The sequence below is a fragment of the Gillisia sp. CAL575 genome (genome assembly GCF_000403785.1).
GTDB lineage: Bacteria > Bacteroidota > Bacteroidia > Flavobacteriales > Flavobacteriaceae > Gillisia.
This window is the reverse complement of record NZ_APHJ01000043.1, coordinates 1-16,065: the sequence shown is the minus strand read 5'-3', so window position 1 is coordinate 16,065 and position 16,065 is coordinate 1. Positions and strand designations below refer to the sequence as shown.

17 protein-coding genes, 1 rRNA gene and 1 pseudogene are annotated in these 16,065 nt (G+C 33.3%); 17 read left to right on the top strand and 2 right to left on the bottom strand.

The window, feature by feature from the left end; translation table 11 throughout:
• Window positions 1-48: 48 nt before the first annotated feature.
• The 10 genes and pseudogenes from I130_RS14270 to I130_RS14230 all read left to right on the top strand — a co-directional run bounded on the left by I130_RS14270 (window position 49) and on the right by I130_RS14230 (window position 7,914).
• Complete coding sequence (locus I130_RS14270; RefSeq protein ID WP_083932935.1) at window positions 49-681, top strand: SDR family oxidoreductase; 633 nt, start codon at window positions 49-51, stop codon at window positions 679-681.
• A 98-nt stretch (window positions 682-779) separates the two neighbouring features.
• Window positions 780-965: pseudogene (locus I130_RS16520) on the top strand (glyoxalase); the annotation flags it as partial.
• A gap of 139 nt (window positions 966-1,104) precedes the next feature.
• Window positions 1,105-2,154 (top strand): L-dopachrome tautomerase-related protein, encoded by a 1,050-nt coding sequence (locus I130_RS14265; protein WP_034924682.1) that lies wholly within the window; start codon window positions 1,105-1,107, stop codon window positions 2,152-2,154.
• Window positions 2,155-2,307: 153 nt separating this feature from the next.
• Window positions 2,308-2,886 carry a TetR/AcrR family transcriptional regulator gene (locus I130_RS14260; protein ID WP_034924679.1) on the top strand — a complete coding sequence of 193 codons (579 nt, stop codon included), beginning with the start codon at window positions 2,308-2,310 and terminating at the stop codon, window positions 2,884-2,886.
• Between the two features lie 13 nt (window positions 2,887-2,899).
• The gene (locus I130_RS14255; protein WP_034924730.1) at window positions 2,900-3,901 is read left to right on the top strand and encodes an NADP-dependent oxidoreductase; all 1,002 of its coding nucleotides are present in this window, start codon (window positions 2,900-2,902) and stop codon (window positions 3,899-3,901) included.
• Window positions 3,902-3,966: 65 nt separating this feature from the next.
• Window positions 3,967-4,743 (top strand): type 1 glutamine amidotransferase domain-containing protein, encoded by a 777-nt coding sequence (locus I130_RS14250; protein ID WP_034924676.1) that lies wholly within the window; start codon window positions 3,967-3,969, stop codon window positions 4,741-4,743.
• Between the two features lie 187 nt (window positions 4,744-4,930).
• Window positions 4,931-5,368 (top strand): thioredoxin family protein, encoded by a 438-nt coding sequence (locus I130_RS14245; protein WP_034924672.1) that lies wholly within the window; start codon window positions 4,931-4,933, stop codon window positions 5,366-5,368.
• A 92-nt stretch (window positions 5,369-5,460) separates the two neighbouring features.
• The gene (locus tag I130_RS14240) at window positions 5,461-6,357 is read left to right on the top strand and encodes an FAD:protein FMN transferase (protein ID WP_083932932.1); all 897 of its coding nucleotides are present in this window, start codon (window positions 5,461-5,463) and stop codon (window positions 6,355-6,357) included.
• Window positions 6,354-6,566, top strand: a complete 213-nt coding sequence (locus I130_RS14235) for a DUF4266 domain-containing protein (RefSeq protein WP_034924669.1) — start codon at window positions 6,354-6,356, stop codon at window positions 6,564-6,566. Before I130_RS14240 ends, I130_RS14235 begins: the two co-directional genes overlap by 4 nt.
• Window positions 6,567-6,603: 37 nt before the next feature.
• The gene (locus I130_RS14230; protein ID WP_034924719.1) at window positions 6,604-7,914 is read left to right on the top strand and encodes a DUF3570 domain-containing protein; all 1,311 of its coding nucleotides are present in this window, start codon (window positions 6,604-6,606) and stop codon (window positions 7,912-7,914) included.
• Window positions 7,915-8,313: 399 nt separating this feature from the next.
• Here the strand turns inward: I130_RS14230 and I130_RS14225 are convergent, their stop codons facing one another.
• A complete protein-coding gene (locus tag I130_RS14225) occupies window positions 8,314-8,499 on the bottom strand; it encodes a hypothetical protein (RefSeq protein WP_034924666.1) in 186 nt (61 codons plus the stop codon).
• A gap of 533 nt (window positions 8,500-9,032) precedes the next feature.
• Between I130_RS14225 and I130_RS14220 the strand changes: the two genes are divergently transcribed.
• From I130_RS14220 to I130_RS14190, 7 genes are all read left to right on the top strand, one after another.
• Window positions 9,033-9,659, top strand: a complete 627-nt coding sequence (locus I130_RS14220; RefSeq protein ID WP_034924663.1) for a DEAD/DEAH box helicase — start codon at window positions 9,033-9,035, stop codon at window positions 9,657-9,659.
• A 416-nt stretch (window positions 9,660-10,075) separates the two neighbouring features.
• The gene (locus I130_RS14215; protein ID WP_034924659.1) at window positions 10,076-10,912 is read left to right on the top strand and encodes a phosphate ABC transporter substrate-binding protein; all 837 of its coding nucleotides are present in this window, start codon (window positions 10,076-10,078) and stop codon (window positions 10,910-10,912) included.
• On the top strand, window positions 10,893-11,768 hold the full coding sequence (pstC, locus tag I130_RS14210) for a phosphate ABC transporter permease subunit PstC (protein ID WP_034924655.1): 876 nt from the start codon (window positions 10,893-10,895) through the stop codon (window positions 11,766-11,768). The genes I130_RS14215 and pstC overlap by 20 nt, the downstream gene beginning before the upstream one ends.
• Window positions 11,761-12,609 (top strand): phosphate ABC transporter permease PstA, encoded by an 849-nt coding sequence (gene pstA / locus I130_RS14205; RefSeq protein ID WP_034924649.1) that lies wholly within the window; start codon window positions 11,761-11,763, stop codon window positions 12,607-12,609. The genes pstC and pstA overlap by 8 nt, the downstream gene beginning before the upstream one ends.
• Window positions 12,606-13,418 carry a phosphate ABC transporter ATP-binding protein gene (locus I130_RS14200; RefSeq protein WP_083932931.1) on the top strand — a complete coding sequence of 271 codons (813 nt, stop codon included), beginning with the start codon at window positions 12,606-12,608 and terminating at the stop codon, window positions 13,416-13,418. Before pstA ends, I130_RS14200 begins: the two co-directional genes overlap by 4 nt.
• Window positions 13,419-13,433: 15 nt before the next feature.
• Complete coding sequence (locus tag I130_RS14195; protein WP_034924646.1) at window positions 13,434-14,828, top strand: amidohydrolase family protein; 1,395 nt, start codon at window positions 13,434-13,436, stop codon at window positions 14,826-14,828.
• Between the two features lie 26 nt (window positions 14,829-14,854).
• Window positions 14,855-15,451: a GNAT family N-acetyltransferase gene (locus I130_RS14190; RefSeq protein WP_034924643.1), complete on the top strand. Its 597-nt coding sequence runs from the start codon at window positions 14,855-14,857 to the stop codon at window positions 15,449-15,451.
• A gap of 332 nt (window positions 15,452-15,783) precedes the next feature.
• Here I130_RS14190 and rrf read toward each other — a convergent pair.
• Window positions 15,784-15,893: ribosomal RNA gene (gene rrf, locus I130_RS14185) — 5S ribosomal RNA — on the bottom strand.
• Window positions 15,894-16,065 lie beyond the last annotated feature (172 nt).

Genomic DNA, 16,065 nt, shown 5'->3' with positions numbered 1-16,065 from the left:
AAGTTTTATACAAAATTCTTACAATTAAAATAATAAAAAAAGATGATTATGAGCAAAGTGAAAAATGTGTTAGTAGCCGGAGCAAACGGTACGACAGGAAGAATCATTATAGATTTATTGAAGGAATCTAAAAACTATCAGCCTATAGCAATGGTTAGAAAGCAGGAACAAAAAGACCATTTTGAAAAAGAAAATGTAATGGCTGTTATGGCTGATCTTGAAGAAGATCTAGACCATGCTATGAAAAATACCGATAAGGTAATATTTGCTGCCGGTTCTAAAGGAAAGAATGTAATTGGCGTAGATCAGGAAGGTGCAAAAAAACTGACAGATGCGGCTATGAAAGCGGGTATAACAAAATTTGTAATGTTGAGCTCTATGGGCGCAGATAAGCCTTCAGTGAGTGAAGATCTTAAGGATTATTTAATAGCAAAACAAAATGCGGATGATCATCTTCGAGTTAGTGGATTAAATTACAGTATCGTTCGTCCAGGTTCACTTACAGATGATGCTGCTTCAGGGAAAATCCAATTGCAAGAAAAATTTGAAAATCAAGGTAGTATCTCTAGAGCAGATGTAGCTAAAACTTTAGTGGAAGTGTTAGATGATGATGTAAAAAAAAATCAGATTTTTGAAATACTCTCTGGAGAAACTCCAATTGAAAAAGCGGTGCGTTCATAAAGGAACCATATTCTAAACAAAGTTTATTTCAATTCATTAACTCTTCAAACAAAAGTACTAAGAATAAAAAAGAGGTATATCCAAGATCATTTTCCCTTATGGTTGAAAAGATAGTTTCTTATGGAGGTAAATAGAGAATGCCAATTAGTGAATACTATCCAAAAGATAAACCATATAAAATGGGTTATGTAGAAGATCCATTTGGAATTCTATTTGAAATATATACGCATAGTTATGAGCTAACACATTACTCTTTATCTTATTCAGTAAAGAACTATAAGTAATATAAGACCCTTGTTCTATTAATTAACAAGGGTTTTTATTAAAGATGCAACTAATTAAAACCTCAATTTTTTGACAAAAAAATCCACTTCCTAAACCCTCACCTTCACAGAAGTAATAATCTTTTTACACTAAATCCAAATGAATAAAATAGTATTAATTATAAGTATAGCAACAATTATAAGCTGTAAATCTATTACCGCTCCCGCTACTTCAGAAAGAAACATAGAAGAAGTAATTTCCTTTAAAGGGCAACAGGTTACAGGCTTAAGCATAAGCGATCAAGGAAGAATGTTTGTTAATTTTCCGCGATGGAGAAAGGCTGTAGAAAACTCTGTTGTTGAAATAGATAAAAATGGAATCTCGCATGCCTTTCCTAATGAAAATTGGAACTCTTGGGAAATTGGTGTAACTCCAAAGGACTCGATATTTATTGGTGTACAATCTGTGATTGTTTCCAACGACGAATTATATGTGTTAGATACTCGCAACGCTCTTTTTAAAGGTGTAATAGATAATCCAAGAGTGTTTGTGTTCGATTTGAAGACTGATACTCTTAAACGAACCTACATCTTCGAAGATGATAGTTTTCATAAGGATTCTTATATAAATGATCTGCGAATAGATAAGAAAAAAGAGAAGGCGTATTTCACAGATTCCGGCCATGCTGGATTGGTGGTCTTAGATCTTGTAGATGGAACTACCAAAAGAGTCTTGAATGACCACTACTCTACTCTAACAGAAAAAGATCATTTGATAATAGATGGGGACAGTTGGAACAACACCGTACATTCTGATGGTATAGCTCTGGATACAGAAAATGATCTACTATATTACCATGCATTGACCGGATATAGTCTATATGCTGTACCAACCGAAATTTTGATTAATGGTAAAGAAGAAGCTATACAAAAAAAAGTGAAATTTATTAAGAAAACACCTGCTCCAGATGGAATGCTCTTCGACACAAAAGGAAATCTATATTTTGCCGATCTTGAACAACAAAAAATTATGAAACTAAATATTTCCTCTGGAAAAATGAACACGTTTGCAGAAGGAGAAAAAATTAAATGGGCAGACAGCTTCAGTATTTATAAGAATAGCCTTTATTATACAAACTCTAGGATCAATGAGACTACTGGACCTATAAAAAATATGGAGTTTAGTATCAATAAGATAAGTTTGGATTAGGCTTATTTGTACTTCCCCTAAACTTAGAAATTTTTACCAATTCCTTTCTTTTTTAGCAAAGCTTTAAAGGATAGGGTTAAATAAAACATAAACCCATTTTAAAAAATGAATGAACGTTCATTTTAATGTAAATTTGTATCATTATTATACTTTATGAGCATACCTTCAAAAAGTCAAAATAAACGAGAAGCACTCGTAAGAGCTACAATCAAACTTGTTAATAACAACGGTTTTCACGCAGCTCCTATGTCCAAGATTGCAAAGATGGCTGGGATTTCTCCTGGAACGATCTACCTCTATTTTGAAAATAAACAAAACTTGATTAATCAGGTTTATGTTGAAGTAAAGGCCTCATTTAGTGATTTTGCTTTTATGGATTATGAAGAACATTTTTCTGTTGAAAAAGGTTTCGAAAAGATCTGGAAGAATATTGCCATATTCAAACTGAAAGAAGTGGAAGAAGCTATGTTTCTATCTCAATGTGATAATACCCCTATGATAGATGAAGCTAGCAGAAAGGAAGGCTTAAAACACCTGCAACCTCTCTTAGATCTTTGGGTACGCGGACAGAATGAAGGGATCATTAAACAAGTATCCCCATATATGCTTTATGCATTCAGTATTTACCCTATCTCATTTTTAATGAATATGCAACAGCGAGATCTGTATGAATTATCATCTACGCACGTGGATGAAGCCTATAATATGGCGTGGAATAGTATTAAAATTTAAAAAAATAAAAATCATGAGCACAACAAAAACAATTAATTTAAAGAATAGACCAGCTGGAAAACCAGAATTAAACGATTTTGAATTCACAACTTCAGAAATTTCTGAATTACAAGAAGGTGAAGTTTTGGTTAATACTAAATATGTTTCTGTGGACCCATATTTGAGAGGAAGAATGAGCGATGCTCCGTCTTACATACCACCATTTGAGTTAAATAAACCAATTGTTTCTGGCATCATTGCAGAAGTTGTAGAATCTAAGAATAGTAACTTTAGTAAAGGAGATCACGTGTCTGGAATGTTAGAGTGGAAAGGAACACAAGTGGCAAAAGGCGATGATCTTTTAAAGGTAGATCCAGACAAAGCTTCACTATCAGCATATCTAGGTGTTTTGGGGATGACAGGATTAACAGCCTATTTGGGATTAACTGAAATTGGAAAACCAAAGAAAGGTGAAACTCTACTTGTATCTGGTGCAGCAGGTGCTGTAGGTAGCGTAGTAGGACAAATTGGTAAGATTCTAGGATTACGAGTAGTTGGAATTGCCGGAACAGATGAAAAGGTGGAACTGCTGAAAGCAAAATTCGGTTTTGATGAAGGTATAAATTACAACACTACCAAAAACATGAATGAGGCAATTGCCATAGCATGTCCCGATGGTGTAGATGTATATTTTGACAATGTTGGTGGTGATATTTCTGAAGCTGTCCTTTTTAACATCAATAAGTTCTCAAGGACTATTAATTGTGGAGCAATCTCTGTTTATAATAATACCGAACTTCCAAAGAGCATTAGCGTGCAACCATTTTTAGTGAAGAAAAGTTCTTCTATGCAAGGTTTTGTAGTATTTGATTATGCAGACAAACATCCAGCAGGAATCAAGCAATTAACTGAATGGTTAAATCAAGATAAGCTTAGTTATTCTGAAACCATTGTTGAAGGTTTTGAGAATATTCCTCAAGCATTTTTAGATCTTTTCGAAGGAAAGAATAAAGGAAAAATGGTAGTTAAAGTTTAAAATAAAAAACTGGCGCTATAGAATGGGCGCATTTGGTTTTCAATTAATAATAAGAATAGAAAGTAATGAAATTAACACATTTAACAATTCTAGCTATAGGTTTAAGCAGCTTAACTGCTAATAGTCAGGAAAACACAAATAGCGATAAACAAAATACAGATCAAAAGAAAGTATTATTTGTTTTGACTTCTCATGATGAGTTAGGTGATACTGGCGAAAAAACAGGATTCTGGGTTGAAGAGTTTGCTGCTCCATATTATAACTTACTTGATAAAGGGGTGAAAATCACGGTAGCATCTCCTAAAGGAGGCAAAGCTCCTATAGACCCTAGAAGTAAAGCAGAAGCAAGTCAAACAGAAGCAACCAAGCGTTATAATAAAGATAAATCTGCACAGGAAATAATTAATACTACTGTAAAACTGGAAAATGTTAAAGCAGAAGATTTTGATGCCGTATTTTATCCAGGCGGTCATGGTCCACTTTGGGATCTTGCTGAAGATAAAACTTCCATAGCTTTGATCGAAACTTTCAATGAGCAGGATAAACCAATTGCACTTGTGTGTCATGCTCCGGGAATTTTGAAGGATGTGAAAAAAGAAAATGGGGAGCCATTAGTAATGGGGAAAAATGTTACAGGATTTACGAATACTGAAGAAGAAGCTGTACAATTAACCAATGTTGTTCCATTTCTAGTGGAGGATATGCTAAAGGAAAATGGAGGTGTTTTTTCCAAAGCAGCTAACTGGGATGTTCATGTGGTAAAAGATGGAAATTTAATCACAGGACAAAATCCTGCATCTTCAAATAAGGTAGCAGATGAATTATTTCAGTCACTTAAATAAATAAAATTTACTTATATTTTATAGCCTGTAATCCTAAGAGTGTTACAGGCTTTTTTTAATTTATTATTTAATTATAACAGGAGCTCGAAACACAATATCACGTTAAATAAAATGTTTTATGTTTAAAGTTGATGAAACTTTGGTTCAGTAATTGAATAATTCAGTTGAATATCTTATATAAATTATAATGAAAAGAGTCCTAATTACAGTTCTATTCACTTTTATAAGCTTTAGTAGCCTTTTAGCTCAGGATTGGCAAACAGATTTTACTACTGCAAAGGAAATTGCTAAGAAAGAACAAAAACCAATTGTACTCGTCTTTCAAGGTTCAGACTGGTGTGGCCCATGTATTAAATTGGATCGCGAAGTATGGAGTACTGAAGAATTCAAGAAATATTCAAAAGATCACTTTGTAATGCTAAAAGCAGATTTCCCAAAAAGAAGCAAAAACGCATTATCTAAAGAACAACAAGATCGCAATAATGTTTTGGCAGAGAAATATAACAATAATGGATACTTCCCATTTGTGGTAGTACTAAATTCAAAAGGTGAGGTGAAAGGTTCTACAGGTTATCAAAAAATGGGACCAGAACAATTTGAAAAATTACTTTCTTCATATAATTAAGCATTTTGAATAGACCTGCCTTAATATTATTATTTCTTTTTATCACTTCTTTTATATTTGCACAGCAACCCTATAAACGTACCCTAAAACTAATGGGGAGTCGCTTTGAGATTACCGTAGTGGCAAATGATTCAGCAAAAGGTGAGAAATATATAGATCAAGCGATAAATGAAATTTCAAGAATAGAAAGACTGATCTCCTCATGGGATCCAAATTCTCAAACTTCTGAGATTAACAGAAATGCCGGAGTAAAACCAGTTAAGGTAGACAAGGAGCTATTCGATCTTATTCAACGCGCAATAGTAATCTCTAAACTCTCCGATGGCGCTTTTGATATAAGTTATGCTTCTATGGATAAGGTTTGGATATTTGACGGCTCTATGACGCAAATGCCAGATGAAGAAATTATTAGAAATTCAGTATCAAAAGTAGGTTATCAAAATATTATACTAGATAAGGAGAACAGAAGTGTTTTACTTAAATTATCTGGGATGAAAATAGGTTTTGGAGCTATTGGAAAGGGATATGCGGCAGATAAAGCTAAAGCATTGCTAATAGAAAAAGGAGTCGTTTCTGGAATTATTAATGCCTCTGGAGATATGAATACGTGGGGATTGCAACCAGACGGTAAAGAATGGAAAGTCGCAATTACCAATCCAATGAATAAAAATAAAGCATTTGCCTTAATGCCTGTTAGCAATTCTGCAGTTGTAACATCTGGTAATTATGAAAAGTATGTTACCTTTAATGATAAGCGATTTTCGCACATAATAGACCCTAGAACCGGATATCCAACCACTGGAATTATTAGTGTTACCGTATTTGCCCCCAAAGCTGAAATAGCAGATGCGCTTGCAACTTCTATTTTTGTAATGGGAATAGAAGTAGGATTAAATAGAGTGAACCAATTGCCTAAAATAGAGTGTATTATTATAGACGACAAGGGTGCAATTCATACTTCTAATAATATTGAAATCGATAAAATATGATTAAGAAAATTTTTATCATAGTTATTCTTACTGCATCCCTAACTTCATGTGTTGCGGTAAAAGAATATGAAAAGGTGAATATTAATGATCCTGATATGACATTATCTGATAAAAAATCTGATAGAAATACCACTACTTTTCATTCCTATAGAGAAGCAGCAGTTGGTGCTAACGGTGGCAAAACAGGGGGCGGTTGCGGTTGCAACTAGAACGTATTTTTTAATTTTATACAATTCATAAATGAATATGTTTCAAAGATTAATATTTACCACTTTTATCTTCTCATTCACAATTGGATTTGCCCAAGATTCTAGTAATGTTTATAAAAAAAGAATACTTGAAAACACAGAAGTAGATTTCCTATCAAGTTACTACTCTCAAGACGGGTATAATGCTGCCGTTAGTGGTGGAATCGGTTCTGAGGAATTAACCGATGCTACAGGTACAGTCGTAATTTCCATTCCATTAAATGAAGACGATATCTTGACGATTGATGCTGGAATCTCCGCATATACTTCTGCATCGTCAAGCAATATAGATCCTTTTGATGGCGGTAAATTAGCCGATCCATTTGTAGCAAGTTCTGGTGCTTCTGCTTCAGATCTTTGGGGAAATGTAACAGGAACTTACAGCCATAGTTCAGATGACAGGAATAAAATTTGGTCTGCAAAGGCTTCTGTTTCTACAGAATATGATTATTTCTCTATAGGTGCTGGTGGGAGTTACACCAAACTGCTCAATGAAAAGAATACTGAACTAAGTGTGAATCTTAATGTTTATTTAGATACATGGAATACTATTTACCCTATAGAATTAAGGTCCTTCGCAAATTCAAGCAATCAAAATGATCCATTAATTTTCAATAGAAATTCTATAATTGGGAATCAAGATTATAATCCAAATTTTACTGAATTAAAAAATAAACGGAGAAACTCCTATTCTTTAGGTTTTGGTTTTTCACAGATTCTATCTAAAAAGATGCAAGCCTCCTTGGCTTTAGATTTTGTTCAGCAAAAAGGCTTACTCTCTACTCCTTTTCAACGAGTATATTTTAGTGATGTTGCAGATTCATTTATCGAAAACTTCCAACTGGCAGATGATATTGAACGATTGCCAGATTCAAGATTTAAAGTTGCAGTTGGTGGGCGTTTAAATTACTATATCAATGAGATATTTGTACTCCGCTCCTATTACAGATTTTATACAGATGATTGGGGAATAAAATCTCATACCGCTAGCTTAGAATTACCTATAAAAATCAGCCAAAAATTTACGCTGTATCCCTCCTACAGGTATTACATTCAGACAGCGGCAGATTATTTTGCACCCTATGAAAGTCATCTATCAACAGAAGAATTTTATACTTCAGACTATGATATTTCGGAGTATAGCGCAAATCAATATGGCTTTGGGGTTTCATATACCGATCTATTAACAGATTTCAAGTTCTGGAATTTCGGACTAAAGAGCATCGACCTTAAGTATAACAAATACGATCGTGATTCTGGACTAAGCTCAAGCATTATCACGGGAGGTTTTAAATTTATAATTGAATAAACTCGCTTCTTAAAAAGTATAAATAATAAGAAATATTAATTGTGACATGGCAGGGATTATAGCTTACAATCTATCTTCCTATTGTGGCAGAATATCCATTTTCAATTTAATAATTTTGAAATTACTATTAAAGAGCGAATAATACTTATAAGAATTTTAGACATTTATTCCGAAGAAAATTCAAAGGCTTTTGAAAAATAGATTTCGGTTATTACCTTGTCTAATATAGAAATTCTCATCAGAAAAGAAAGAGATTAGTTCCGTAGCAGAATTCAAATGTAGAAGTAGCGAAAATGCTCGTGATCTCTGTTAGCAAATTATTTTCAAAAATTAAAACATAGAAATGCTGTACCTGAATGCAGTGCATAGGATATAATTATACAATTAATCAAATAGCTTTTAACTTCTAACTTCATCTAAAGTAATATAACTTACTTGTGTTGAAGCACTATCCTGACTATCTTCAATTTCAACTTTATTAGTTTCATATTGTGCATTAGCATCACTTCTAGATTTCATCCAACTAAAAAGGACTAAAGAAAGAATAGCTGCAACTACAATAATTCTGTGTAATTGATTTTTCATATTGTTAATTTTAGGTTACATATTTATAGCCATAAATAACAAAAGCAGCAAGTTTTCACTGGTATTCGGAAAGTAAATTCGAGGACATCAGCTTAAAATATTAACATTAAAGCCTGATAATCAAATATATAAAAATTATTTAAAAATCACAACCGATTGATCTAAGTAAAATCAAGAAACTAAAAATTGGGGGATAAGTTCGCATATATAAATATCTCTTTCTAAATGTAGAGGCCATAATAAAGCTAAAAAAATTGGGTTTAGAACAAGGCTAAGTAATGAATGTATAGCTTCAAAAAATTAATTACAAAAAGGCTAAAATCCAAATAATAAAGTAGGATTAGCTATTATTAAATTTTCTTTTCCTCACGAAATTGCTGCTCATATAACTATGATCTCCTTTGGGAAATTGATATGAGTTAATACTATCTAAAGCTTTACTGCTTGTAGCATTTGACCTAAATAATTTGGTTGTACTTTTGCAAAAGTATAAATACAGCTATTTTTTTTTAGCTACTACAAATTATAAGCGAATGCCATTTAGAAAACTGAACACACCTTTAAAAGAAGCTCTTGAACGTCTTGAAATAGAATCACCTACACCATTTCAGAAAAAAAGTATTTCAAAAATAAAGAGTGGCGCAAATTTTTATGGTATCGCTCCAGAAGGTGCTGGCAAAACCACAACAATGATTATAAGCACAATTCAACAACTTAATTCCGAAGCATATATGGATGCTCCCAGGGCATTGATATATGTAAAAGATAAAGAATCTGCTTTAGATCTAGAGGAAAAATTCAAGGCTTTCACAAGGTATATGGATCTTAGGATCTATTGCGCATATGATGAGCAAAATATAGATCATCAAAAAGATGATATTTATGCTGGTGTAGATATTGTTATTGCGACTCCCAAAAGAATAAATAAGCTCTTCTCTATTACTGGAATTAATTTAGGAGAACTTCAATTAATGATTCTTGAGGATGCCCATGATCTTCTTCAGAGATCCGCCTATGAAGCTATATATAGGGTTTCACAAAGTATCAATAAATGCCAGTATTTGGTGTTTACAGAAAACATGACTACAAAGTTGGAGAAATTAGAAGAAACTTTTATGAAAAATGCGATAATGGTTTCTATAAAAGAGGCTTCAGCTTAATTAGAAAGCAAGTGTTACTTTTCTTCATAAACATAGGTATTCTTATAATTTAGGGATGCAAAAAATTAATATGTGAATTTGGTTCGTTATGTAATCTTATATTTTAAAAATCACTAGGTTAAATTCTTAAAGACTACATACCAAACCAAGCCTCTTCCAACAACCTTTGCAGGTATCTTGCAGCAAAGAAACTTAATTCAAAGTCATCTTTTTCAACATTTCAATGAAAAAAGAGCTTCCTCAAGTGCCATCCTCTTTATCAGGTTTATAAAAAAAGGAAAAATTTATCCCGTAATTTGTAATCCAAGAATAGTTTTTCGTCGTATATCTTATATTGCATGTATAAAGTGATGATTACATAAGAAAATAATTTTAAACCTAAGTTTTTAATTTCTCACAACACGATAACTATTTTAATGAAAAATAACAACCTCCTACTGATACTCCTATTATGTATAATTCTAAATTCCTGCGATAAAAAACAAGCTATAAATATTGCTGGTAGCACAACTGTTCTTCCCGTTATTTCCATCGCGGCAGAGGAATTCAGAAAAAATAACCCTGAGATTAATATTATTGTAAACGAAGGTGGCTCCGGGGTTGGGGTAAATCAATTAGGTGAAGGTAAAATTGATATAGGAATGGTATCTAGAGATATTACTCAAGAGGAAATTGAAGCATATCCAAATGTCAATTTTAATCCAATCTCTATTGGAAAAGATGCTGTAGTACCAGTAGTTTCTTCAGAGATATATAAGTCTGGAATAACTACTCTTACTTTAGAAGAAATAGCCAAAATCTATCGGGGAGAAATAAGGAATTGGAAAGAATTAGGAGGTCCGGACAAAGAAATACTTGTTATAGATAAAGAAGCTTCTCGAGGAACCAGGCATGTATTTATGGAAATTGTATTAGGTGATAAGGAGGCAATAGCAGAAGGAGCAGATCTTGTTCTTGGTTCTAACAATGAGGAACAAACGGCAATTGTACAAAGTGATGCGGCTATTGGAATGCTATCCAATGCTTGGCTTAATAAGGATGTAAAAGGCTTAAGTATCAAAATGTTGGATGGAACTTTAATAGAACCGAGTATAGAAAATATAATCAATAATAAATTTCCTATTACAAGGGATTTATTAATTGTTACAAATGCAGAACCGACGGGAGATGTTAAGAATTTTATTGAGTATCTTTTGAGTTCTAAAGGACAAACAATTGTGGAGGAAGCTGGTTATGTTAGGATCAACCAATAAGATTGGAAAATACTATGTTTATGGAAGCACTTTAATTAGTGCTTTTATTGTTTTTTTAATCTTTACAATTCTTCTAATCAATAGCTGGGATGCAATAAGTATCATTGGTTTAGATCTACTTAGTTTTAAGTGGAATGCAGCAACTGGGGAATTTGGCATTCTTCCGATGCTATTTGGAACTTTCGTAGTAACTTTTATATCGCTTCTTATAGCAGTACCACTCGGAATTTACACAGCCATTTTCACTAGCGAGATTTTACCTTCAAAATATAGATTTGTCGTAAAATCATTATTAGAGCTACTAGCTGGGATTCCATCCATAATTTTCGGATTAATAGGAATTGCATTTTTTAGTATTTGGATTCAAGATATTTTCAATCTTCAATCTGGTAGAACCATTTTAACTGCTGGAATTTTATTATCCATAATGATACTCCCAACAATTATTACGCTCACAGATGATGCTTTTCATCATATCCCAGATAAATACCGGGAATCGGCTAAAGGACTTGGGCTATATAAGTTTGAAATTATCAAAGAAATATTAATTCCTATAGCAAAACCAGATCTCAAGGCTGCCATTTTATTGGCTTTTGGAAGAGCTCTAGGCGAGACAATGGCGGTAATGCTAGTTATTGGCAGTATAGATAAAATCCCTGAACCCATTTATAATTGGTTATCTCCAGGGCAAACTATTACCTCTAAATTAGGAAGAGAAATAGCTGAAACCTCATTTGGATCTGTACATTTTAGTGCCATGATCTTTATGGGTTTATTATTATTTATCTTAGTTCTTATTCTCACGATACTTTCTCAAAATTCATTAAAATCATCTAACGGGCGTTTGTATGAATAGAAAACTACAAAATAACCTGTTTTATGCATCTGTGGGCATTGCAGTTTTTGTATGCAGTCTCATACTACTTTTCCTTTTTGGAATTATTATTTGGAACGGTCTGCCAGCGCTCTCACTAGATTTCTTAACCAATACTTCTGCGGAATTCGGAGCTTCGGGAGGAATTGTATATCAGATATTCGGAAGCATTCTTCTAATTATTTTTGCTGCATTAATTTGCCTACCGATTGCATTGGGTACTGCAATATATAAGAGTGAATATTTAAAGAATGATACAGTACATAAAATAATCAATACCTTAATTTATAGTTTAAATGGAATCCCGTCGGTAATTTTTGGAATATTCGGACTTATATTTTTTGTAAACATATTAAATATGGGGATTTCATGGTTTGTAGGTTCTATAATTCTCTCCATGATGATTCTTCCAACCGTAACTTTGTCTACCTATCAATCCATAAATAGTATTCCTACCGTTTACAGAGAAAGTTCTTCGGCATTAGGTCTTAATAAATGGCAGGTGATTGTACAGGTTCTTTTACCACAAGGCTTTAGTGGTGCTATTACAGGCTTATTAATTGGGATTGCTCGAGCAATTGGTGAAACTGCACCCATCATGTTTATAGCAACAGCATTTTCGGGAGTGGAGTTCCCAAGTTCATTTTTAGAGCCGGTATCTACCTTACCTACACATATTTTAGCACTAGCCCAACAAGCTACAAATCCGGCAGCATTACAAAATGCGTGGGGGGCAAGTTTAGTTTTGGTAATACTTGTGATAATTTTTAGTATCTCGGCACTTTTCATTAGATTAAGACATCAAACCATATCAAAAAGATGATGGCAGAAAAAGTAATAAAACCGAATTTATCGGTAGTTGGAAAAAATCAGAAAGAAATCATTGAAATCAAGAATTTTCAAGTATGGATCAATGAAAATCATATTTTAGATGATATTCAACTTTCAATTCCTAAAAATGAGATCACATGTATTATCGGGCCTTCTGGTAGTGGTAAATCGACACTTATAAGAAGTATAAATAGAATTAATGATGATGTTACCGGATTAAATACTCAGGGAGAAATTATTTTTAATGGCCTATCCATCAATGAAAAAGATGTTGATGTAGCACAGTTACGGACTCAAATTGGTATGGTTTTTCAAAAACCCTGTGTTTTTCCAAAATCTATTAAGGAAAATGTGCTCTTCGGAATTCAGCATCTTAAAAAATTAAGTAAGCTCGAGAAGCTGCAAATTGCTGAGGAGAATTTAAAAGCTGTTTCTCTCTGGAAAGAGGTTTCACATCGATTAAATGATAAGGCTATTTCATTATCTATTGGGCAGCAACAACGCTTATGTATTGCTAGAACTTTAGCTGTGAAACCAGAAGTTATTTTATTGGACGAACCTACTTCTTCATTAGATCCGGTATCTACAAGAGCAATTGAGGATATGATGGTAAAATTAAAAGAGAATTATACTATTGTATTTGTAACACATAACATTCAGCAGGCTAAAAGGATTGCAGATAACTTAGTATTCATATGCGATGGAAAATTAATAGAACAAGGTCCAGCTTCCATAATCTTTTCCTGTTCTTCCAATCCTCAAACTAAAGCTTATTTAAGAGATGAATATTGCGATTGTTAATCCTATTTAAAGAAGATGAATATATTAAGAGCACTTGTAGTATTATTATTTTTAGGCTCGTGCAATACTAAAACTACCAATCACTTCGATTTAATTATAACGAATGCAACAATCATTGATGTGTTGGGTAACACCTTAACCAAGTCTCAGTTAATAGCCATTTCTCAAGATACTATTAGAATGGTAGATGATATGACAAATTTAAATAAGTATAAAGCTAGTCAAACCTACGATGCTGCCAATAAATTTGTAATGCCAGGATTATGGGATAATCATGTTCATTTTCGAGGAGGAGACACATTAATTGAAGAAAATAAAAAGCTACTCCCATTATTCTTAGCCTATGGAATAACGAATATACGAGATGCTGGAGGAGACATAACACCAAGCGTATTAAAATGGAAAAATCAAATAAACAATAAGAAACTAGCTGGTCCAACAATTTTCACCTCAGGTCCAAAATTAGATGGAAATAAACCAGCTTGGCCGGGTTCTATAATTGTGGATAGCAATGATGATGTAAAAATTGCTTTAGATTCTTTAGAACTTCTGAATGTAGATTACGTTAAAATGTATGATGGAAGTCTTAAAAAAGAAATTTTCTACGAAATCATTAAACAAGCGGAAGCGCGAGGTTTAAAAACTACAGGTCACATGCCTTTAAGTGCAGATATATTAACAGCAACAACACTCGGATTAGACGGGACAGAGCATATGTATTATGTAATAAAATCTTGCTCTCCGTTGGTAGATAGTCTTACACAAACAAATCCTAGCTATAGTATGTTCCCACAAATTGTTGAATCTTATGATCCGAAACTAGCTGATTCTGTTTTAAAAAAATTAGCTTCTCAAAATGCTTTTATAACACCTACCCTATATATAGGTAAAGTGCTTTCAGAATTAACCGAAGTGGATCATAAAGAAGACAGTCTTTTAAATTATATTGACAAGGGAATTCAGAAAACATATCAAGGAAGAATAGAAACTGCGAAAAAAGCAAAATCACAAGGAAATAGCTCTAGGTCACAATTAGGACAATTGGCTACAGATATGATTGTACCATTGTACAAGTCGGGCGTTAAAGTTTTAGCAGGTTCAGATTCTGGTGCATTTAATTCATTCGTCTATCCTGGAGAATCTTTGCATTTAGAATTACAAAGTTTAGTTGCAGCTGGACTTACACCACAACAAGCACTTATCACTTCCATGATTAACGGTCCTGAATTCTTCGGTTTGAGAGAATTCTATGGAAGTATTGCTGAGCATAAAGTAGCAAACCTGGTAATTCTAGAAAGAAACCCATTAGAGAACATAAAAAACCTTGATAATATTAAAGCAACAATTATCAAAGGAAAAGTTTATGATAAGAAGATGTTGGATAATTTGTTGCAGGAGCTAAAAAAATAATTTTAAAAATAACTTTAAGACCTCTTATGGAATTTAAAAACCAGATCATTTTAGAGAATGATAGTGTCTTATTAAGACTCTTAAAGAGAGAAGATATTGCCCTGCTAGAGGAATTTTCTATTAATGAACCAGAGCTTTGGAAATACTCATTAACTCCTGCTGATGGTTTAGATAATTTAATGAATTATATAGCACATGCCTTAAGGGAAAAAGATGCAGGGACTTCGTATCCCTTTATTGTTTTAGATAAGCGCACTAACAAAATTGCCGGATCCACCCGTTTTTATGATTACAGAAAAACACATTCCACAGTACAATTAGGTTTTACTTGGTATGCTAAAGAATTTCAAGGTACAGGCTTAAATAGGAATTGTAAGTTTCTCTTACTTCAATACGCTTTCGAGACCATGAAACTAGAGCGTGTGGAATTTAGAGCTGATGCTAAAAATGCAAGAAGTATTGCCGCTATGAAAAGTATTGGATGTATAGAAGAAGGGATTCTTCGCGGCAATTGTGCAGCTCCAAAGGGTCGTAGAGACAGTATTGTTTTAAGTATCTTAAGTGAGGAGTGGTTTAGCAATGTTAAAGACGCTTTGAAAAATAAATGTCATCTCACAAATTAGAACCTTAAAATTTAAAGATATCCATTAAATAAAAAGAATCCGATTTCGAATATTTTTTCGTTTTGAAGTTATGTGTCCCACTCCGGCTTCGCCTTGTGCCGGGCTTTCCGGGCTACGCGGTAGCTCGCCTCAATCCCTGGCCGATTTCTCATAAACATCAAACTTCTTTTAGCTTAGGAGTAATTCTCTTAGGATCTCTACGCAAAGTATTATCTATTATTACCCCAAAATATCCAAACCAAAAAAACCCCTCCATTATAGATGAAGGGGTTTAATTAGAACTTAATGTAAACAAAAAAAGCACCTATCTATTGATAAGTGCTTTTCAAAAAAAAAGGCGACGACATACTCTCCCACAATACAGCAGTACCATCTGCGCTAACGGGCTTAACTTCTCTGTTCGGAATGGGAAGAGGTGAGCCCCGTTGCTATAGCCACCTTAAAAAATGAGTTAGAAAGTTTAAAAGTATTAAAGTTGTAAAGGTTTGTTGCCTTTTAACTTTTGTACTTGTTACTTTTTAACTGCGCCTTTGGCGCTAATAAGATTAACATATGGGAAATAAACAATAGAAGAAAATTAGATTAAATAATTAATAGCACCTTAGATAGGTTTT